This window comes from Burkholderia sp. Nafp2/4-1b (assembly GCF_003635165.1).
Classification (GTDB): domain Bacteria; phylum Pseudomonadota; class Gammaproteobacteria; order Burkholderiales; family Burkholderiaceae; genus Burkholderia.
This window is the reverse complement of the sequence record NZ_ML058618.1, coordinates 1-20512: the sequence shown is the minus strand read 5'-3', so window position 1 is coordinate 20512 and position 20512 is coordinate 1. Positions and strand designations below refer to the sequence as shown.

Below are 20512 nucleotides of genomic sequence, written 5' to 3'. Positions count from 1 at the left end.
CAGGCAACGCTGTTATGTCAACGACACTCAATGAAAACCTGCTGCTGGCGATTCCGCTCGCTCCGCTGGCCGGCTCGCTGATTGCGGGGCTGTTCGGGAACGCAGTGGGGCGCAAGGGCGCACACCGGATCACGATCCTCGGCGTATTGATCGCGTTCCTCCTGTCGGCGAAAGTCTTCTTCGACGTGATGGGCGGCGCGAGCTTCAACGCGACCGTCTATGAATGGATGAACGTCGGCTCGCTGAAACTCGAGGTCGGCTTCCTCGTCGATTCGCTGACCGCGATGATGATGGTCGTCGTGACCTTCGTCTCGCTGATGGTGCACGTGTACACGATCGGCTACATGTCGGAAGAAGACGGCTACCAGCGCTTCTTCTCGTACATCTCGCTGTTCACGTTCTCGATGCTGATGCTCGTGATGAGCAACAACTTCCTGCAGCTGTTCTTCGGCTGGGAAGCGGTGGGCCTGGTGTCGTACCTGCTGATCGGCTTCTACTTCACGCGTGAGAGCGCGATCTACGCGAACATGAAGGCGTTCCTCGTGAACCGCGTGGGCGACTTCGGCTTCCTGCTGGGCATCGGCCTGCTGCTCGCGTTCGCGGGTTCGATGAACTACGGCGAAGTGTTCGCGAAGCGCGCGGAACTCGCGAGCCTGCACTTCCCGGGCACCGACTGGGGCCTGCTGACCGTCGCCTGTATCTGCCTGTTCATCGGCGCGATGGGCAAGTCGGCGCAGTTCCCGCTGCACGTGTGGCTGCCTGACTCGATGGAAGGCCCGACGCCGATCTCCGCGCTGATTCACGCGGCGACGATGGTGACCGCCGGCATCTTCATGGTGTCGCGCATGTCGCCGCTGTTCGAACTGTCGGATACCGCGCTGTCGTTCATCACGGTGATCGGCGCGATCACGGCACTGTTCATGGGCTTCCTCGGGATCATCCAGAACGACATCAAGCGCGTGGTCGCGTATTCGACGCTGTCGCAGCTCGGCTACATGACGGTCGCGCTCGGCGTGTCCGCGTACCCGGTCGCGTTGTTCCACCTGATGACGCACGCGTTCTTCAAGGCGCTGCTGTTCCTCGGCGCGGGCTCGGTGATCATGGGCATGCATCACGACCAGGACATCCGTAACATGGGCGGCCTGCGCAAGTACATGCCGATCACGTGGATCACGTCGCTCGTCGGTTCGCTGGCGCTGATCGGTACGCCGTTCTTCTCGGGCTTCTACTCGAAGGACTCGATCATCGACGCGGTGAAGCTGTCGCACCTGCCGGGTTCGGGCTTCGCGTACTTCGCGGTCGTCGCGAGCGTGTTCGTCACGGCGCTGTATTCGTTCCGCATGTACTTCCTGGTGTTCCACGGCGAAGAGCGCTTCCGCAATCCGAAGCATCCGGAATCGCCGATGGGCATGGCCGCTGCACATGGCCACGACGATCACGGCCACGACCATGGCCACGGTCATGACGACCACGCGCACGAGCCGCACGAGACCCCGTGGGTCGTGTGGGTGCCGCTGGTCCTGCTGGCGATCCCGTCGGTCATCATCGGTGCGGTCGCGATCGGCCCGATGCTGTTCGGCGACTTCTTCCAGCACGGCGTCGCGTTCGACAAGGTGATCTTCATCGGCGAAAACCACCCGGCACTGGCCGAGATGGCCGAAGAGTTCCACGGCTGGGTCGGCATGGGCCTGCACTCGGTGTCGGGCCTGCCGGTGTGGCTGGCGCTCGCCGGCGTCGTCGTCGCATGGTTCCTGTACCTCAAGCGTCCGGAGCTGCCGGCGTCGATCCGCCGCGCGTTCGGTCCGATCTACACGCTGCTCGACAACAAGTACTACATGGACAAGATCAACGAAGTGGTGTTCGCCCGTGGTTCGGTGGCGATCGGCCGCGGCCTGTGGAAGGAAGGCGACGTCGTCGTGATCGACGGCCTCGTCAACGGCAGCGCCCGGTTCATCGGCTGGTTCGCCGGTGTGATCCGCTTCCTCCAATCCGGTTACATCTATCACTACGCGTTCGCCATGATCATCGGCATGCTGGGGCTCCTGACCCTGTTTGTAACGCTCGGCGGCAAATAAGGCGGGGAGACAACACTAATGCACGCTTTTCCGATTCTCAGTACCGCGATCTGGCTGCCGATCGTCTTCGGCCTCCTCGTGCTCGCGGTGGGTAACGACAAAAATCCGGGGACGGCCCGCTGGGTCGCGCTGATCGGTTCGCTGCTCGGCCTCGCGGTCACGATCCCGCTGATCACGGGCTTCGACTCCAGCACGGCTGCGCTCCAGTTCGTCGAGCAGTCGACCTGGATCGAACGCTTCGACATCTCGTACCACCTCGGCGTCGACGGCATCTCGATGTGGTTCGTCGTGCTGACCGCGCTGATCACGGTGATCGTCGTGATCGCCGCGTGGGAAGTGATCACGGAGAACGTCGGGCAGTACCTCGCGGCCTTCCTGATCCTGTCCGGGATCATGATCGGCGTGTTCTCGGCGGCCGACGGCCTGCTGTTCTACGTGTTCTTCGAAGCCACCCTGATTCCGATGTACATCATCATCGGCGTGTGGGGCGGCCCGAACCGCGTGTATGCGGCATTCAAGTTCTTCCTGTACACGCTCGCCGGCTCGCTGCTGATGCTGGTCGCGCTGATCTACCTGTACACGCAGACGCATTCGTTCGACCTCGCGACGTGGCAGAACGCGAAGATCGCGATGACGCCGCAGATCCTGCTGTTCATTGCATTCTTCCTCGCGTTCGCGGTGAAGGTGCCGATGTGGCCGGTCCACACCTGGCTGCCGGACGCGCACGTGGAAGCGCCGACGGGCGGCTCGGTCGTGCTGGCGGCGATCATGCTGAAGCTCGGCGCGTACGGTTTCCTGCGCTTCTCGCTGCCGATCACGCCTGACGCAAGCCACTTCCTGGCACCGGTCGTGATCACGCTGTCGCTGATCGCGGTGATCTACATCGGCCTCGTCGCGATGGTGCAGGCCGACATGAAGAAGCTGGTCGCGTATTCGTCGATCGCGCACATGGGCTTCGTCACGCTCGGCTTCTTCATCTTCAACCAGCTCGGCGTCGAAGGCGCGATCATCCAGATGATCTCGCACGGCTTCGTGTCGGGCGCGATGTTCCTGTGCATCGGCGTGCTGTACGACCGCGTGCATTCGCGCCAGATCGCCGATTACGGCGGTGTCGTGAACGTGATGCCGAAGTTCGCGGCATTCGCGATGCTGTTCTCGATGGCCAACTGCGGCCTGCCGGGTACGTCGGGCTTCGTCGGCGAGTTCATGGTGATTCTCGCAGCCGTCCAGTACAACTTCTGGATCGCCTTCGGCGCGGCATTCACGCTGATCCTCGGCGCTGCCTACACGCTGTGGATGTACAAGCGCGTGTACTTCGGCGCGGTCGCCAACGATCACGTTGCCAAGCTGAAGGACATCGGCCGTCGCGAATTCGTGATGCTGGCCGTGCTCGCCGCGTTCACGATGCTGATGGGCCTGTATCCGAAGCCTTTCACCGACGTGATGCACGTTTCCGTGGAAAACCTCCTCTCCCACGTCGCGCAGTCGAAGCTGCCGCTGGCCCAGTAATCGCGAGCGGAGGAACTCAAGATCATGAACGCTCCTATGAATGTCCTGTTGCCTGACGCGCTGGTGATGGTCGCCGTCGTCGTCGCATGGCTGAACGACACCTTTACCGGTGCCGCTGGCCGCCGCCTGACCTATCTGATCGCGGTGGTTTCGTCGGTCGTCGCCGGCGTGTGGTTCGCCGTGCAGGCGCTGGACCCGCACCAGTACTACTTCTTCTCGCGGATGATCGTCGTCGATTCGTTCGCGAGCACGATGAAGGCCGTCGTGTCGCTCGGCTTCGCGGTCACGCTCGTCTATTCGCGCAAGTACCTCGAAGACCGCGACATGTTCCGCGGCGACGTGTTCCTGCTGGGCATGTTCTCGCTGCTCGGCCAGCTGGTGATGGTGTCGGGCAACAACTTCCTGACGCTGTACCTCGGCCTCGAACTGATGTCGCTGTCGCTGTACGCGATCATCGCGCTGCGCCGCGATGCCGCGCAGTCGAGCGAAGCCGCGATGAAGTACTACGTGCTGGGCGCACTCGCGTCGGGCTTCGTGCTGTACGGCATCTCGATGCTCTACGGCGCGACCGGCTCGCTCGAGCTGGGCGAGGTGTACAAGGCGGTCGGCGGCAACACCGATGCGGCCGTGCTGATGTTCGGCGTGATCTTCATCGTCGCCGGTATCGCGTTCAAGCTCGGCGCCGTGCCGTTCCACATGTGGGTGCCGGACGTCTACCAGGGCGCACCGACCGCGATGACGCTGTTCGTCGGCGGCGGCCCGAAGGTTGCCGCGTTCGCGTGGGGCCTGCGCTTCCTGGTGATGGGCCTGCTGCCGCTCGCACAGAACTGGCAGACCGCGCTCGTGATCCTCGCCGCGCTGTCGCTGATCGTCGGTAACATCACCGGTATCGTCCAGCGCAACATCAAGCGGATGCTCGCGTACTCGGCGATCTCGAACATGGGCTTCGTGCTGCTGGGCCTGCTCGCCGGCATCGTGCAGGGCGACGCGACCGCTCCGGCGAACGCGTACAGCTCGGCGATGTTCTACGCGATCGTCTACCTGATCACGACGCTCGGCTCGTTCGGCGTGGTGATGCTGCTCGCACGCCGCGATTTCGAAGCGGAAACGATCGACGATTTCAAGGGCCTCAACAAGCGCAGCCCGGTGTTCGCGTTCGTGATGATGGTCATGATGTTCTCGCTGGCCGGTATTCCGCCGACCGTCGGCTTCTACGCGAAGCTCGCGGTGCTCGAGGCGACCGTCAACGCGGGCCTCACGTGGCTGGCCGTGCTGGCCGTGATCACGTCGCTGTTCGGTGCGTTCTACTACCTGCGCATCGTCAAGCTGATGTACTTCGATGCACCGCAGGATACGGCTCCGATCGCCGGCGATTTCTGCAAGCGCACGCTCCTCGTGCTGAACGGCATCGCGGTCGTCGTGCTCGGCCTGATCCCGAGCCCGCTGCTGACGGCCTGCCTGCAGGCGATTCGTCACACGCTGCCGCTGTAATGTCGGCAGCCGGCTGGTTCATCGTGCTGTTGGCGCTCGTGTGCGCCAACGTGCCGTTCCTGAACCAACGCCTCTTCGCGTTCGTGCCGTTCGGTGCGACGAAGAAGAGCGCGTGGGTTCGGATCGGCGAGCTGATCGTGCTGTATTTCGTGGTCGGCGCGCTCGGCTTCTGGCTCGAGTCGCGCGCCGGCAACCGCTTCGAACAGGGCTGGCAGTTTTACGCGATCACGTTCAGTCTCTTCGTCGTATTCGCGTTCCCCGGCTTCACGTTCCAGTACCTCGTCAAACGACGCTGACGGCTTCGGCCGTCGCGTGCTCACTTCTCCCGGAGCCCGCCGATGGCCGAACTACCCAATCACGACGCCGCACTGACCGAAACCTGCCTCGAGAGCGAGGCGATTTTCGAAGGCTCGTTCCTCAAGCTGAAGCGCGATACCGTCCGTCTGCCGGACGGCAAGCGCGCCACGCGCGAATACGTCCAGCACCCGGGCGCGGTGATGGTGATCCCGCTGTTCGACGACGGCCGCGTGCTGATGGAAAGCCAGTATCGATATCCGATCGGCAAGGTGATGGCCGAATTCCCGGCCGGCAAGCTCGACCCGAACGAAGGCGCGCTCGCCTGCGCGGTGCGCGAACTGCGCGAGGAAACCGGCTACACGGCACGCGAATACGTGTTCCTGGCCCGGATTCACCCGATCATTTCCTACTCGACCGAATTCATCGACCTGTATCTCGCGCGCGGGCTGACGGCCGGCGAGCGCAAGCTCGACGAAGGCGAATTCCTCGAAACCTTCACCGCGACGCAAGCCGACCTGCAGGAATGGGTGCGCACGGGGCAGATCACCGACGTGAAGACGATCATCGGCACCATGTGGCTCGACAAGGTGCTGTCCGGCACCTGGCCGCTCGGCCCGGCCGAGCAGCCGTGACCGCGCGTCAGCGGCGGGTGGGGCGCCGCGTTACAATCCGGTGACGCGCCGCCGTCCGGCCGCGCGATCCTGATTTAGCACGATCGTTCTCAAAAGTGCATTTTGCGCTACACTCGTCACACGCCCTGATTCAAGCATGAAGGTCCTCGATTTACAGTGCCCGCACGGTCATCGGTTCGAAGGCTGGTTCGCTTCAGCCGATGAGTTCGAAGCGCAGTTGTCCCGCAAGCTGGTCGAATGTCCGGTGTGCGGGGCGACCGAGATCAACCGGATGCCGTCGGCGCCGCGCCTGAACCTGTCGGGCGCGACGCAGGCCCAGCCGGCTGATGCGCGTGCGTTGCAGGCGCAGGTGATGCGCGCACTGCGCGAGGTGCTGGAGAAGACCGAGAACGTGGGCGAGCGCTTCGCCGAGGAAGCGCGGCGCATCCATTACAACGAGGCGCCGGCACGCAGCATTCGCGGCGTCACGACGCCGGAGGATGCGCAATCCTTGGCCGAAGAAGGCATCGACGTGATGCCGCTGCCGATTCCAGCCGCGCTGAAAGAACCGCTGCAATGACGTACGCAGTGTGTCCTTGACGGGCCGGACGGCCGCGGTCAGGAGACACTGCGCATGGATCTGGATTATTCCCCCGCCGACGACGCGTTCCGCGTTGACGTCCGCGCCTGGCTCGAGGCCAATCTGCCTCATGCACTGCGCGCCAAAGTACTCGATCACAAACGACTCGACCGCGAGGATTTCGCGAGCTGGCACCGGATTCTCGGTCAGCGCGGCTGGTCCGCGCCCGCGTGGCCGGCCGAATACGGCGGCCCCGGCTGGAACGCCACCCAGCGGCACATCTGGGACGAGGAGTGCGCACGCATCGGCGCGCCGACCGTGCTGCCGTTCGGCGTGTCGATGGTCGCTCCGGTACTGATGAAATACGGCAGCGAAGCGCAGAAGCGCCACTACCTGCCGCGCATTCTCGACGGCACCGACTGGTGGTGCCAGGGCTATTCGGAGCCCGGCTCCGGCTCGGACCTCGCGTCGCTGCGCACGCGCGCCGAACGCCACGGCGATCACTACGTCGTCAACGGCCAGAAGACGTGGACGACGCTCGGCCAGTATGCGGACATGATGTTCTGCCTCGTGCGCACCGATCCGGCGGCGAAGAAGCAGGAGGGCATCTCGTTCCTGCTGATCGACATGAGGGCGCCCGGCATCACCGTGCGCCCGATCATCACGCTCGACGAGGACCACGAGGTCAACGAGGTGTTCTTCGAGGACGTGAAGGTGCCCGTCGAGAATCTCGTCGGCGACGAGAACCGCGGCTGGACCTATGCGAAATACCTGCTGGGCCACGAGCGCACCGGCATCGCGCGCGTCGGCGCGTCGAAGCGCGAGCTCGCATTCCTGAAGCGCGTGGCATCGAACCAGCGCAAGAACGGCAAGCCGCTGCTCGCCGATCCCGTGTTTGCCGCGAAGGTCGCGGCGCTCGAAGTCGAGTTGATGGCGCTCGAAGTGACGGTGCTGCGTGTCGTGAGCCGCGAGTCGAGCGGCAAGGGGCCCGGCCCCGAAGCGTCGATGCTGAAGATCAAGGGGACCGAGGTGCAGCAGGCGCTCACCGAGCTGATGTTCGAGGCGATCGGGCCGCTCGCCGCGCCGTTCGACGTGCCGTTCCTCGACGGCAAGCGCGAGCACAGCATCGCCGGCGACGACGATGCGGCGCCGCTCGCCGCGTATTACTTCAATTATCGGAAGACGTCGATCTACGGTGGCTCGAACGAGATTCAGAAGAACATCATCGCGCAGATGATCCTGGGGCTGTGATCAGGGAACGGAGACAACCATGGATTTCAGCTTTACCGATGAGCAGCAACAATTCGCCGATGCGCTGCGCCGTTATCTCGGCGAACAATACGGTTTCGACGCGCGCCAGGCCATCGTGAGCAGCGATGCGGGCGTGTCGGACACGCAATGGAGCGCGTTCGCGGAACTCGGCCTGACCGCGCTTCCCGTGCCGGAACTACAAGGCGGCTTCGGCGGCGGCCCGGTCGACATGCTGGTCGCGATGCAGGAGCTCGGTCGCGCACTCGTGGTCGAGCCGTACTGGGCGACGGCGGTCGGCATCGAGGCGTTGCGGATCGCCGGCTCCGGCACAGACGATGACGCCGCGTTGCTGGAGGCGGTCGCGCAGGGGCAAAAGCGCGTGGCGGTCGCGTTCCACGAGCCGCAGGCGCGCTACGACCTGTACGAACTCGCCACGCACGCGCACGAGCAGGGCGGCACATACCGGTTGTCCGGCACCAAGTCGGTCGTGCAGCACGGCGCCCAGGCGCACGTTTGGGTCGTGCCCGCGCGGGTCGACGGCGGCGGCATCGGCCTCTTCGTCGTCGAACGCGATGCGGCCAACGCGAAGGCGGTCGACTACCGGACCATCGACGGCCAGCGTGCCGCGACGATCACGTTCAACGATACGCCGGCCCGACTGCTGACCGGCGGTGCGCGCGATGCGGCCGCGCTCGAGCAGATCGCCGATTACGCGACCTTCCTGCTGTGCGCGGAGGCGGTCGGCGCCCTCGATGAACTGAACCGCGCGACGGTCGAATACACGAAGACGCGCGAACAGTTCGGCGTGCCGATCGCGCGTTTCCAGGCACTGCAGCACCGGATGGTCGAGATGCTGATTCACGCCGAGCAGGCGCGTTCGCTGACGTACCTTGCCGCGGTGCGTTACGCTGGCGGCGATGCCGATGCGCGGCGCAAGGCAGTGTCGGCCGCGAAGGCGCGGGTGGGCGCGGCCGCCCGCTTCGTCGGCCAGCAGGCCGTGCAACTGCACGGCGGCATGGGCGTAACCAACGAGGTTGCGGCCGCGCACCTGTTCAAGCGGCTGTCGATCATCGAGACGACCCTCGGCGACACCGATCATCACCTTGCGCGCATCGCGGCCCTGCCGGATTTCGCGCAGGCCGACGTGGCATGACGGCGACGCGCGAGCGCGCCACAGGAGACAAACAAGTGGGTATCAGCTACGAAGATCTGGAAGTCGGCAGCACGACCGAAATCGGCCGCTACACGTTCGAGGCGGACGACATCAAGGCGTTCGCGCAGCGCTACGATCCGCAACCGTTCCACGTCGACGAGGAAGCCGGCAAGGCGTCGCCGTTCGGCGGGCTGGTCGCGAGCGGCTGGCATACGTGTTCGGTATTCATGAGCCTGCTCATCAAGAAGCTCGGGCCGGATTCGACCAGCATGGGCTCGCCCGGCATCGACTCGATCCGCTGGCTCAAGCCGGTGCGTGCCGGCGACACGATCACGATGTACCAGAAGGTCCACGACAAGCGCGTGTCGGCGAGCAAGCCCGATCGCGGCATCGTGTCGACGGAATGGATCGGCATCAACGGCGCCGGCGACACGGTCATCACCGTGCAGACCAAGGTGATTTTCGGGCTGCGTCATCCGCAAGGAACGGGCGCATGACGGACGTGAAGTTGCCGCTGATCGCGTCGGCGCACGCGCTGCATGCGCGGGTCGGCGCGGAACCGCTTGCAAGCGGCTGGGTCGAGATCGACCAGCAGCGAGTCGACGGTTTCGCCGACGCGACCGGCGATCACCAGTGGATTCACGTCGATCCCGAGCGTGCGCGGCGCGAGTCGCCGTTCGGTGGCCCGATCGCGCACGGGTTCCTGACGCTGTCGCTGATTCCCGCGCTGATGACCGATGCGATGCGCTTCGAGCAGCAGATGGGCGTGAATTACGGACTGAATCGCGTGCGATTCCTGAAGCCGGTGCCGGTCGGTGCACGCGTGCGCGCGCTGTTCGCGGTGAAGGAAACGGCCGAGGCCGCGCAGGGCGGCGTGCAGGTGACGTGGTCGGTGTCGGTGCAGGCCGAGCGGCCCGACACGCCGCTGCTCGTGTGCGCGGCCGAATTCATCACGCTGCACTACTTCTGATGCGCGCGGCGGCATCGACGGATGCCGCTGCGTGATACGTCGACGTCGCGTGCGCGCTCAGTGCTTCGCGTATTGCGTCGCGCCGAACAGTATTTCGCGCGCCTTGTCGTCCTGCAGCGCCTTGCGCAGCGATGCGAGGACTTCGACGCCGCGCTGCACGGCCGGGCGCGCGGCAATCGCTTCGTGCCAGCGCTTCACGTTCGGCAGTTCGTCGAGCACGATCCCCTGGTTCTGCCACGAACGCGTCCACGGGAACGTCGCGATGTCCGCGATCGTATATGCGTCGCCCGCGAGATACTCGGATTCGCCGAGACGCTTTTCCATCACGTTGTACAGCCGCTTCGCCTCGTTCGTGTAGCGATTGACCGCGTACTCGATCTTCTCCGGCGCATACATGCGGAAGTGGTGCGCCTGTCCGAGCATCGGGCCGACACCGCCCATCTGGAACATCAGCCATTCGAGCGTCGCGTAGCGCGCGGCCGGGTCGGTCGGCAGGAACTTGCCGGTCTTTTCGGCCAGGTACACGAGGATCGCGCCCGATTCGAACAGCGAGATCGGCTTGCCGCCGGGGCCGTCCGCGTCGACGATCGCGGGAATCTTGTTGTTCGGGCTGATCTTCAGGAATTCGGGCTTGAACTGGTCGCCCGCACCGATATCGACCGGATGCGCACGATACGCGAGGCCGGTTTCCTCGAGCATGATGTGAACCTTGTGGCCGTTCGGGGTCGCCCAGCTGTAGACGTCGATCATCGTCAACTCCTTCGTTGCATGCGCGAACACGGCGCCGGCAGGGCGCCGCGACAGGCGGTCATTAGAGCATGGATCGACGCGGGCTGCAGACGGCGGGAATGCACGGCCGAGCACCGCACGCAGGTGTCGGCGCGGCGTCGGAAACGCCGCTCGAACGGTGCGATCGCGGCGGGTCAGCGCTTGTAGCGCGGCTGGCGTTTCTCGAGGAACGCGGTGATGCCTTCGAACGCATCGGCGTGATGCAGCGACGCGACGAAGTGATCGCGCTCGGTGCCGAGATGGACGTCGAGCGGCTGCGCGGTCGCATCGTCGAGCAGCGACTTGATGCGCGTGAGCGCGTTCGGCGAGATGCCGGCAAGCGAGTCGGCCCACGCGAGCGCATCGGACAACGCGGCACCGGGCACGGCGAGCCGATTGACGACACCGAGCGCATGCAGGCGTTCGGCCGCGACGGGCTTGCCCTCGAACAGGATTTCGGCAGCCAGCGCGCGCGGCAGTGCGCGCGCGAGGAACCACGAGCCGCCGCCGTCAGGCGTGAGGCCGACACGCGCGTACGACATCACGAACTTCGCATCGTGCGCGGCCACGATCAGGTCGCACGCAAGCGCGAGCGAGAAACCCGCACCGGCCGCCGCGCCTTCGACCGCTGCGATCACGGGCTTCGTCGATGCGCGGATCGCCGCGACCCACGCGGCGAGCTGATCGATGCTGTCGGCCTGGTAGGACGGATCCTTCGAGCGGTTGTCGAGCAACCGGTTCAGGTTGCCGCCCGCGCAGAAGAAACGATCGGCGCCCGTGAGCACGACGGCGCGAATCGCGGGATCGCGCTCGGCGGTGGCGAGCGCTTCGACGCCGGCCGCGTACATGTCGGGATGCAGCGCGTTGCGCGCGCCGGGATTGGACAGCGTGAGGACGAGCGTCGATTCGCTCTCGGGCGGACGCGAGGCCAGCAGTTCAGCACTCATGCGAGCGTGTCTCCATCGGATGGCGAGGCTGCGGCGCCACGCGTTGCAGGGAATTGCGCAACCCCGTGAGGGCGCTGCCGCAGCGGATGCATTGTTGTCGTGACGGACGCGAAACTGCTTTAGACTAGCACGAACGTGCTTTTCAGCGCGACGAATCCCGATGCGGCCGGCGACGCTGCGGCCGCGCTTCAGCAAGGAAGGAGACCCCGATGCTACAGCTGTGCGGTATTCCGTTGTCCAACTACTACAACAAGGTGAAGTTCGTCCTGCTCGAACACGACATCCCGTTCGAGGAAGCGTCATGCAGCCTGCCGGTCAGCGATCCGAAACTGCTCGCCGATTCGCCGCTCGGCAAGATTCCGTTCGTGAAGACGGAAGAGGGCGCGCTGTTCGAGTCACAGGTGATCATCGAGTATCTCGCCGCACGTTATCCCGACAGGGCCATTTTCCCGCCGGGGGCGTTCGCGGCCGCGAAGGTGCGCGAACTCGTCGAGACGCTCGAGCTGTATCTCGAATGGACCGCGCGCGAGGTCTATACGGAAGCGTTTTTCGGCGGCAAGGTCAGCGACGCGATGAAGGCGCACGTCGAGAAGCGTCTGCCGCGCGCGATCGATGCGTTCAAGCGGATGTCACGCTTTTCGCCCTACGTGCTCGGAGACACGTTCAGTCTCGCGGATATCGCCGCATCGATCCATCTGCCGGTGATCGGCTTGGCGACGAAGGCCATCTTCGGCCGCGATTTCCTGCTCGATGCGGGCATCGATTGGAAAGCGCACGGAAAGCTGGTCGGGGAGCGGCCGGCCGCGCAGCGCGTGGCGGCCGATCGCAAGGCCTATATCGAAGCAACGGGCACCGCGCGTTCGTAAGCGCCACACGTTGTGAGACGCGGGCGCGGCACCGGGCCGCGCGTCGCTGCCCGCGCCGGATTTACAGGCGCGCGAGCCGTTCGAGTGCGGACGCGAGCGTGCTCTCCTGTTTCGCGAAGCAGAAGCGCACGACGCCCGATTCGTGCGGCTCGTGATAAAACGCCGACACCGGAATCGCCGCCACGCCGATTTCCGCGGTGAGCCACTTCGTGAATTCCGCTTCGGGCAGATCGTTGATCGCCGAATAGTCGACGCACTGGAAGTACGTGCCCGTGCAAGGCAGCAGCTTGAAGCGCGTGCGCTCGAGGCCGGCGCGGAAGAAGTCGCGCTTCTTCTGGTAGAAGTCGGGCAGCGTCAGGTACGGTGCCGGATCGCGCAGGTAGTCGGCGAGGCCGATCTGCATCGGCGTGTTCACCGTGAACACGTTGAACTGGTGCACCTTGCGGAACTCCGCGGTCAGCGCCGCCGGCGCCGCGACATAGCCGACCTTCCAGCCCGTCACGTGATAGGTCTTCCCGAAGCTCGACACGATGAAGCTGCGCTCGGCGAGTTCCGGGTAGCGCGCGACGCTCTCGTGCCGCGCGCCGTCGTAGACCATGTGTTCGTACACTTCGTCCGACAGGATCAGCACGTTGGTGCCGCGCACGATCTCCTCGAGCTTGCGCATGTCCGCGTCGCGCCACACGGTGCCGGTCGGGTTGTGCGGCGTGTTGATCAGGATCATCCGCGTCTTCGGCGTGATCGCGGCCGCGAGGCGGTCGAACGGGATCGCGTAGTCGGGCGCTTCCAGCGTGACGAACACGGGCTTGCCGCCGGCGAGCTCGATCGACGGCAAATAGCTGTCGTAGGTCGGTTCGACGACGATCACCTCATCGCCCGGATGCACCGCGCACAGGATCGCGGTCAACAATGCCTGCGTCGCGCCGGCCGTCACCGTGATCTCGGTGGCCGCGTCGTAGCGCCGGCCGTAGACCTGCGCGATCTTGTCGGCGATGGCGTCGCGCAGCGGTGCGACGCCGGCCATCGGCGGATACTGGTTATGACCGTTGCGCATCGCGGCCGCGACCGCATCGACGATGCGCGGGTCGCAGTCGAAATCCGGGAAGCCCTGGCCGAGGTTCACGGCGCCTTTCTCGGCGGCGAGCGCGCTCATGACCGTGAAGATCGTCGTGCCGACATTCGGCAGGCGCGAAGGGAAGACGGGAGTCGTAGGCATGTCGGAAGGAGCGTTCATCGATACGGTCGCAAGCGGGTGGCGCCGGGCCCGTCAGGCCGGCATGGTGGTAGGGGCCGGCGCGGCATCGAGCGCGCAGGCTTCGGTAAACGGCGCGGGCTGCGCGATCCTGAAGCCGAAGTCGCGTGCGGTGCGTTTCGCGAGCTTGAGCAGCGCGCGGTCCTTCGACACGAGCCAATCGGCCTGCGCGGCCCGGGCGAGCTCGAGAAACTTCTGATCGTCGCGGTCCTTGCACTTCGGCAGCGGCGGCGCGTCGCCATCGACGGGCGGCGGCTCGACGAGAGTCGTCAGGCGGGCGACGATCGCGAGTGCTTCGGCCTTGTCGATCGCGCGTGACTGGAATTGCGGATAGTCGAGCACGAGCGTGAGTTCATTCAGGCAGCGGCTGTCGATCACGGCGGCCAGCGTGCCGCGTTCGAGTGCCGCGCGGATCGGGCGCGTGGCAGGGTCGTCGAATACGAGTATGTCGATCCAGACGTTCGAGTCGAGCACGACGCGAAGTGCGTCATGCGGGGCGAGTGAGCGGGTCATTCGTTACAATCGGTGGTTTTCGTCTGACCGCAAGGCACGGCGTGCCAGCGAGCCTCTATGATAATCGTTCTCTCTCCAGCCAAATCCCTCGACTACGATACGCCCGCCCACGTCCCGTCTTACACGAAGCCTGCATTCGTCGACGACGCGTCGGAACTGATCGACGGCCTGCGCAAGCTGTCCCCGCAAGATATCGCGACGCTGATGGACATTTCCGACCCGCTCGCGCGCCTCAACTTCCAGCGCTACGCCGACTGGTCGCCGACTTTCACGCCGGCCAACGCGAAGCAGGCCGTGCTCGCGTTCAACGGCGACGTGTACGAAGGGTTCGATGCGAAATCGCTGTCGGCGGCCGATCTCGACTACGCGCAGCAGCACGTGCGTGTGCTGTCGGGCCTCTACGGGCTGCTGCGCCCGCTCGATCTGCTGCAGCCGTACCGTCTCGAGATGGGCACGCGTTTCGCGAACGCGCGCGGCAAGGATCTGTACGCGTTCTGGGGCGACCGGATCACGCGGGCACTGAACGAGCAGCTCGAGACGCGCAGCGGCGCCGCGCGCGTGCTGGTCAATTGCGCATCGACCGAGTACTTCAGCTCGGTCAAGCCGAAACTGCTGGCCGCACCGGTCGTCACGCCGGTGTTCGAGGACTGGAAGGGCGGCCGCTACAAGATCATCAGCTTTCACGCGAAGCGCGCGCGTGGCCTGATGGCGCGCTATATCGTCGAGAACCGCGTCGCGGATCCGGCGGCGCTGAAGGACTTCGCGCTGGAAGGCTACGCGTTCGACGCCGCCGCATCGAACGACTCGACCTACGTATATCGCCGGCGAATCGGCGAGTGACCCAACCGGCCGTTCACGAGACGGCCGGCGCATGCAAGAGGCCGGACCCGCGGCAAACCGCCCGATCCGGTCGCACCTGGAGAGACAGATGACCCTTTCGATCACCAGCAATTTCGACGCGGGCGCGATCGACGTCGTATCGTGCGACAGCGCGGACGCGATCCGGCTGCGCGTACGCGGCGACAGCCGCTCGGAATTCGCGCAATGGTTCTACTACCGCCTGACCGGCGCGCGCGGCGAGCGGTGCGTGATGTCGTTCGAGAATGCGGCCGAATGCGCGTATCCGTCGGGATGGCGCAACTACAGCGCGGTCGCGAGCTACGACCGCGTCGACTGGTTCCGCGTGCCGACGACGTTCGACGGCAAGACGATGACCATCGACCATATGCCCGAGTTCGACAGCATCTACTACGCGTATTTCGAGCCGTACTCGGAGGAGCGTCATGCGGCGTTCCTCGGCGCGGTCCAGCAGTTGCCGCAGGCGAACGTCGTCGAGCTCGGCCGCACGGTCGAAGGCCGTCCGATGTCGCTGCTGACGCTCGGTACACCGGAACTCGACGGTGTGCCGAAAAAGAAGGTGTGGATCATCGCGCGCCAGCATCCCGGCGAGACGATGGCCGAGTGGTTCGTCGAAGGGCTCGTCAAGCGGCTGGCCGGATGGGGCGACTGGGCGGGCGATCCGGTGGCGCGCAAGCTGTACGATCGCGCGACGTTCTACATCGTCCCGAACATGAACCCGGACGGCAGCGTGCACGGCAACCTGCGCACCAACGCGGCCGGCGCGAACCTGAACCGCGAGTGGATGGAGCCCGATGCCGAGCGCAGCCCCGAAGTGCTGGCGGTGCGCGACGCGATCCATGCGATCGGCTGCGACATGTTCTTCGACATTCACGGCGACGAGGATCTGCCGTACGTGTTCGTCGCGGGTTCGGAGATGCTGCCGAGCTTCACCGAGCAGCAGGGCAAGGAGCAGACCGCGTTCATCGACGCGTTCAAGGTCGCGAGCCCGGATTTCCAGACCGAGCACGGCTATGCGGCGAGCAAGTACAAGGAAGACGCGCTCAAGCTCGCATCGAAGTACATCGGCCATCAGTTCGGTTGCCTGTCGCTGACGCTCGAGATGCCGTTCAAGGACAACGCGAACCTGCCGGACGAGCGCGTCGGCTGGAACGGCGAACGCAGCGCGGCGCTCGGCGCTGCGATGCTGGCGGCAATCCTGGTGCACGCCGAGACGTTCGCGTAAGCGCATCGTCATCGATATGAAAAAGCCGGCGCATCATGCGATGCGCCGGCTTTTTCGCTTGTGTCGTTGTCGCTCCGTCGTATCAGGACTTCTTCGCGGTTTTCTTCTTCACGGCTTTCTTCTGGCCGCTTGATTTCTTCGTGGCGACGGCGTTCTTGCCGGTGCGCCCGGATGCCTTGGCCTTCACCTTGCCGCGGTGCGACTTGCCCTTGAATTTCTTCGTCGACGACGAGCGCTCGACGCGCGGCTTCAGCGGCGGCACCGGATCGTTCCAGCTGAATGCAAGCATTTGCTGGCCGACATAGCCGCAGCGGAACTTGAGCGGCGTCGGGTCGCTGCCGTCGCTGTGGATGCCGAGGCCGTCCACGGTGACGATGTTGTCGACTTTCACGCGCTGCTTGCCCTGATCGAACGAATCGTTCCACGGCGTGATCGTTGCGTTGCCGCTTTCGAACGCGTTCGGCGCGAAGTCGACGCGGTCGAAGGCGGACGACGTGCTGGCGATGAAGCTGCCGTGCGCCGCGCAATCGGCGGCGATCGGATCGGCATGCATCTCGTTGACGAATTTGTTGATCAGTTCGGAGCGCTGGTCGAGCAGGTCGGCGAATACCGGTGCCGGAAGCGCAAGCGACAGGCCCGCGACACAGGCCGCCAGCTTGCCGAGCGCCCGGAAAAACCGGAGCGAGGCAGGAGAGCTGTCCATCTGGTTATTGGTGAGGAGCGAATGAGGCATCGGGCACATATAGATGCCCGATGAAGAGCAGGAGTTCAATCTTAGCGTAAAAAAGTTGTGCGGCAGTAGATGTCGCACTCTCCCGCGCTGCGCCAACGGACCGTCGCGCGCACCGCAGGCATCGGGCCGGACGCAATCAGGCGCGCGGGCCGCCGAGACGATAGCGTCGCACGTCGAACGTCGTGACCCATGCCGGACGATAGACGGCGATGAGCGCGGTGGCCATGCCGGTGAACCACGCTTCGCCCAGCGCGAGCAGTGCGGTGTTCAACAGGTAGCCGGGGGGAATCACGACGGGCACGCCGTTCGCGAGTGCGAGCTGAACACCGGCCCCGGCCGCGGCGACCGTGACGATCGCGATGGCCGGCGACAGGAAGCCCTGACCGATGATGAACGACGCGAGGTTGTGCGGAAGCCACGCGATGGCGGCGCGCTGCAGCAACGCGGATACGGCCACCGGTAGCGCGCCGTAGATCAGATAGGTGAGGCCGACGCCTTCCCAGGAAGCATCGAACACGACCGCCGCGATGGCCGTGACGGCGCCCATCGCGATGAGCGCGAGCGTCCAGTCGAACAGCGTGACGAGCAGCGTCGCGCCCAGCAGGTGCATGACGATGCCGTCGTCGAGCCACGCATTCGAGGCCCAGAGAACCGTGATCGCAGTGACGAGCGCGAGCCACACGTGCTGGAGCGTCGCGTCCTGCAGGCGGACGAACGGACGCTTCCAGAGCGCGAGCGCGAGCAGGGCTACGGCGGCGATCCAGCCACCGATGCCGACCCAGAGCGGAAGCGGTATGAAAAGAAAACCCATGCGTCCATATTACTCGTTGAGCATCACAGGTGGGAATCCGCACATGCCGACCGTCGCGATATCGACACTGCCGGCTAGCGTTCGCGCCGGAACCGCGCGGTGGGCTCCGCCGCGAGCGGCAGGTCGCTGGTGCCGGTGTTCGCGGTCGGCAACGGGTACGGGCGGTCCTTCCGTTGCGTGCGCAGCGGAACGGGACCACGTTCACCGATGGCCGGCTTGGTTGCCCGATCGCGGTTCGCGAGCAACACCTCCAGATGCGGCGACAGCCAGCCGTTGTAGATCGCGACCGCGGCGGCGCGGTTCGCCGCACCCAACTGCTGAAAGATGCTGGCGAGGTGGATCTTCACGGTGCCTTCGCTGATGCCGAGCGTGCGCGCGATCATCTTGTTGGTGCTGCCCATGTGGACGAAGCGCATGATTTGCGCCTGTCTCGGCGACAGGAGGCTGCTTGGCGGACGGCGCGGCAACGACCCGGCCAGCGTCTGGAAATGGGCGTCGTGGCGCGCCGCGGCGGCCGATGGCAGCAGGCTGAGCGCGATGGGCGGGATGTAATGTCCGCCGAGCAGAACCATTTCGAGCGCCCGCACGATCAGGTGCGGGCGGGTGGAGTGCGGGATCACGCCCGCGACGCCGTAGTTGTAGAAGCGCTGGATCGCTGCCGGCGTGGATTCGTCGATCAGTACCGCGGCGGGCGTCGGCGAGCAGGCGCTGCACAGCGCCTGGAGTTCGCAGAGCCGGCCGACGTCCAGCCAGTCGATCGCAACGAGGTCGAAACGCTGGGTGCGCAGCAGCCGGCGCGCCTGGAAACCATCCGGCGCATCGTTGATGCTGGCGTGACGGTCGATCTGCCGCAGCAGGGCCTTCAGCCCGTCACGCCGTTCGGCGTCTGAGTTCAGCACCAGGAACCGCATATTCAACCTCCATAAGGTGAGTCATTGAGCTGCCGTCGGCATGCGTTGAAGCCGATAATGACAAAAACCTTACACGATGTCTGCTTGGCTGAAAGGCTTAGGAAAAGTCTGAAATTTCAGATGACGGAAATGCGGACGAGAAAAAAGCCGCTCCGGCTGGAACCGGGAGCGGCTTCGTCGGGCAGGCCCGGCAGGCCTGCGGTGTGCGATCAGTGGAAGTGCGGTTGGGCGGGCGATGCGTCTTCGGGCATTTCCGCGTGCACGATTTCGCCGAGCGGATCCGCATAGAGCGGCACGCCGCAGTCGTCGCAATACTCGGGTTCGAAGCGGCCCGCGTGCCGGCGGACGTCGGTTACGCCGCATTCCTTCAGCAGACTCACGATTTCCTCGAGCGGCCCTTCGATCGGTGCTTCGCCTTCGAGCGTCGCGCTGTCGACCGACACGTCGCCGTTCTCACGGCCGTAGAGCGGCCACACGACGCCGTAGATCACGTCGTTGCTCGCGCGTCGCGTGAAGCCGACGCGATACTCGTCGATCCGGCGTTCGCCGAAGCCGGCAACCACCGCGCGCAGCTCCTGCGGTGCCGCACCAAGTGTGTCGAATAGATAACGGATGGCCGTTCGGACCGTGTGCGGACGCACGCGTTCGTCCGCATCCCGGCAGGCCGAATAGTACGCGTCCGGAAGCAGACATTCGAATTCGCAGCCGGGCAGCGCGACCGCCAGGCTGGGGCCGCCCTGGGCGGTCCATTGCTCGAGGCACTGGCCGCGTTCGATCCGGTTGCCGTGCTCTTCCTCCTGCCAGCGGAACAGCGGTGCACCGGCCGGCGCGGCGACGACGGCGAGCAGGAAGCGCGGGTCGGCCAGGATCGGCGAGGTTTCGGGCAGGTCGCCGAAGCCGAGCTTGGCGGCGTGCTGGCCGATTGCCGCATGCGCGAGTTGCTGGGCGAGCCGGTACGTCTCGACGTGGTGGCGCGGCAGCTGGTCGATGCTGTACAGGAACGGCGCCAGGCCGACGAGCGTTCCGCCGGCGAGCACGTGCGCCTGCAGCTGCGTGCGCAGCGCGTCGGCGACGTCACCTTTCAGCGGGCCCGACGGAATCATGTAGCGCGTCCACGCGAGCACGGGAACGGCGACCAGCAGCGCGTCGTATGGCTGGCCGTCGTGCTCGATCACCATCGACTCACTGTGCGTCTCGGCCATGTCGGCGAGCGCGCCATAGGCGTCGGGGTGGTTCTGCTGCAAATGATCGAGTGCTGCGTCGAGCGTGGTCTGGTTGCCGTTGCGAACGATCTTGGCGAGCAGCGCATCGAGCTTCGCTTCCCAGAAGCGATCCTCAATGCGGCTGCCCGAGGCGAAGAGCGCAAGCGACAGGCCGACCAGTTTGTCGGCGTCGGGGGGGAGGCGTTTGGCGATTCGCTGGCGCATATTAAATACGTATAGAAAGAGGCGAAGAACCTCACATTCTAGTCCGTTCTTTGCGCCATAAGCGCTCTCGTGCTCAGGCATGGCCGGAAGGCCGAATCCGACGGGATTAAAAAAATTCGCCGAACCCCTTGCGCGATGGACGAGCGGTGCTTAGAATCACGCCTCTTTCGCGCTAACGGAAACGCGGCGCGAGGGAAGAAGGGAAGTGGTGATGTTGGGGACAGGTTGTAGAGCCCCGGCGCGCACGGAGTTGAACCCCAGCCG

At 65.2% G+C, this 20512-nt stretch carries 21 protein-coding genes; 13 read left to right on the top strand and 8 right to left on the bottom strand.

All coding sequences use genetic code 11. From position 1 onward, the window contains the following. The first annotated feature begins 14 nt into the window (after nt 1-14). From nuoL to C7H84_RS26230, 10 genes are all read left to right on the top strand, one after another. Entirely contained in the window at nt 15-2075 is a 2061-nt protein-coding gene (gene nuoL / locus C7H84_RS26275) for an NADH-quinone oxidoreductase subunit L (protein WP_121861521.1), read from the top strand. 18 nt (nt 2076-2093) lie between these two features. Beyond that, complete coding sequence (locus C7H84_RS26270) at nt 2094-3584, top strand: NADH-quinone oxidoreductase subunit M (RefSeq protein ID WP_121861520.1); 1491 nt, start codon at nt 2094-2096, stop codon at nt 3582-3584. A 36-nt stretch (nt 3585-3620) separates the two neighbouring features. Next, the gene (gene nuoN / locus C7H84_RS26265) at nt 3621-5075 is read left to right on the top strand and encodes an NADH-quinone oxidoreductase subunit NuoN (protein ID WP_205611461.1); all 1455 of its coding nucleotides are present in this window, start codon (nt 3621-3623) and stop codon (nt 5073-5075) included. Continuing rightward, complete coding sequence (locus tag C7H84_RS26260) at nt 5075-5371, top strand: DUF2818 family protein (RefSeq protein ID WP_121861518.1); 297 nt, start codon at nt 5075-5077, stop codon at nt 5369-5371. The genes nuoN and C7H84_RS26260 overlap by 1 nt, the downstream gene beginning before the upstream one ends. Before the next feature lie 42 nt (nt 5372-5413). After that, complete coding sequence (locus C7H84_RS26255; protein ID WP_121861517.1) at nt 5414-6004, top strand: NUDIX hydrolase; 591 nt, start codon at nt 5414-5416, stop codon at nt 6002-6004. A gap of 136 nt (nt 6005-6140) precedes the next feature. Then, on the top strand, nt 6141-6563 hold the full coding sequence (locus C7H84_RS26250) for a DUF1178 family protein (RefSeq protein ID WP_121861516.1): 423 nt from the start codon (nt 6141-6143) through the stop codon (nt 6561-6563). A gap of 54 nt (nt 6564-6617) precedes the next feature. Further along, nucleotides 6618-7814 carry an acyl-CoA dehydrogenase family protein gene (locus tag C7H84_RS26245; RefSeq protein WP_121861515.1) on the top strand — a complete coding sequence of 399 codons (1197 nt, stop codon included), beginning with the start codon at nt 6618-6620 and terminating at the stop codon, nt 7812-7814. A 19-nt stretch (nt 7815-7833) separates the two neighbouring features. Beyond that, nucleotides 7834-8967, top strand: coding sequence for an acyl-CoA dehydrogenase (locus C7H84_RS26240; RefSeq protein ID WP_121861514.1), 1134 nt, complete (start codon nt 7834-7836; stop codon nt 8965-8967). 35 nt (nt 8968-9002) lie between these two features. Further along, nucleotides 9003-9464, top strand: a complete 462-nt coding sequence (locus tag C7H84_RS26235) for a MaoC family dehydratase (protein ID WP_121861513.1) — start codon at nt 9003-9005, stop codon at nt 9462-9464. Next, nucleotides 9461-9937, top strand: coding sequence for a MaoC family dehydratase (locus tag C7H84_RS26230; protein ID WP_121861512.1), 477 nt, complete (start codon nt 9461-9463; stop codon nt 9935-9937). Before C7H84_RS26235 ends, C7H84_RS26230 begins: the two co-directional genes overlap by 4 nt. Before the next feature lie 57 nt (nt 9938-9994). Here C7H84_RS26230 and C7H84_RS26225 read toward each other — a convergent pair whose 3' ends face one another. Both C7H84_RS26225 and C7H84_RS26220 read right to left on the bottom strand, forming a co-directional pair. After that, complete coding sequence (locus C7H84_RS26225) at nt 9995-10687, bottom strand: glutathione binding-like protein (RefSeq protein WP_121861580.1); 693 nt, start codon at nt 10685-10687, stop codon at nt 9995-9997. Nucleotides 10688-10860: 173 nt separating this feature from the next. Further along, a complete protein-coding gene (locus C7H84_RS26220; protein ID WP_121861511.1) occupies nt 10861-11652 on the bottom strand; it encodes an enoyl-CoA hydratase in 792 nt (263 codons plus the stop codon). A gap of 209 nt (nt 11653-11861) precedes the next feature. On the opposite strand from C7H84_RS26220, the gene C7H84_RS26215 reads away from it, so the two are divergent. Next, the gene (locus C7H84_RS26215; RefSeq protein ID WP_121861510.1) at nt 11862-12518 is read left to right on the top strand and encodes a glutathione S-transferase; all 657 of its coding nucleotides are present in this window, start codon (nt 11862-11864) and stop codon (nt 12516-12518) included. Nucleotides 12519-12579: 61 nt separating this feature from the next. Here the strand turns inward: C7H84_RS26215 and C7H84_RS26210 are convergent, their stop codons facing one another. Together C7H84_RS26210 and C7H84_RS26205 are read right to left on the bottom strand one after the other, a co-directional pair. Beyond that, a complete protein-coding gene (locus C7H84_RS26210; RefSeq protein ID WP_121861509.1) occupies nt 12580-13752 on the bottom strand; it encodes a pyridoxal phosphate-dependent aminotransferase in 1173 nt (390 codons plus the stop codon). A gap of 33 nt (nt 13753-13785) precedes the next feature. Continuing rightward, on the bottom strand, nt 13786-14283 hold the full coding sequence (locus C7H84_RS26205; RefSeq protein ID WP_121861508.1) for a putative toxin-antitoxin system toxin component, PIN family: 498 nt from the start codon (nt 14281-14283) through the stop codon (nt 13786-13788). 57 nt (nt 14284-14340) lie between these two features. On the opposite strand from C7H84_RS26205, the gene yaaA reads away from it, so the two are divergent. Next, nucleotides 14341-15123, top strand: a complete 783-nt coding sequence (gene yaaA, locus C7H84_RS26200) for a peroxide stress protein YaaA (RefSeq protein ID WP_121861507.1) — start codon at nt 14341-14343, stop codon at nt 15121-15123. Between the two features lie 88 nt (nt 15124-15211). After that, on the top strand, nt 15212-16366 hold the full coding sequence (locus C7H84_RS26195; RefSeq protein ID WP_121861506.1) for a M14-type cytosolic carboxypeptidase: 1155 nt from the start codon (nt 15212-15214) through the stop codon (nt 16364-16366). 82 nt (nt 16367-16448) lie between these two features. Here the strand turns inward: C7H84_RS26195 and C7H84_RS26190 are convergent, their stop codons facing one another. The 4 genes from C7H84_RS26190 to C7H84_RS26175 form a co-directional block, all read right to left on the bottom strand. Continuing rightward, a complete protein-coding gene (locus C7H84_RS26190; RefSeq protein ID WP_121861505.1) occupies nt 16449-17099 on the bottom strand; it encodes a hypothetical protein in 651 nt (216 codons plus the stop codon). A 136-nt stretch (nt 17100-17235) separates the two neighbouring features. Beyond that, nucleotides 17236-17910, bottom strand: a complete 675-nt coding sequence (locus C7H84_RS26185) for an energy-coupling factor ABC transporter permease (protein ID WP_121861504.1) — start codon at nt 17908-17910, stop codon at nt 17236-17238. Between the two features lie 74 nt (nt 17911-17984). Then, nucleotides 17985-18821 (bottom strand): response regulator transcription factor, encoded by an 837-nt coding sequence (locus tag C7H84_RS26180; RefSeq protein ID WP_121861503.1) that lies wholly within the window; start codon nt 18819-18821, stop codon nt 17985-17987. Between the two features lie 209 nt (nt 18822-19030). Beyond that, nucleotides 19031-20248 carry a DUF2863 family protein gene (locus C7H84_RS26175; protein WP_121861502.1) on the bottom strand — a complete coding sequence of 406 codons (1218 nt, stop codon included), beginning with the start codon at nt 20246-20248 and terminating at the stop codon, nt 19031-19033. Between the last annotated feature and the right edge of the window lie 264 nt (nt 20249-20512).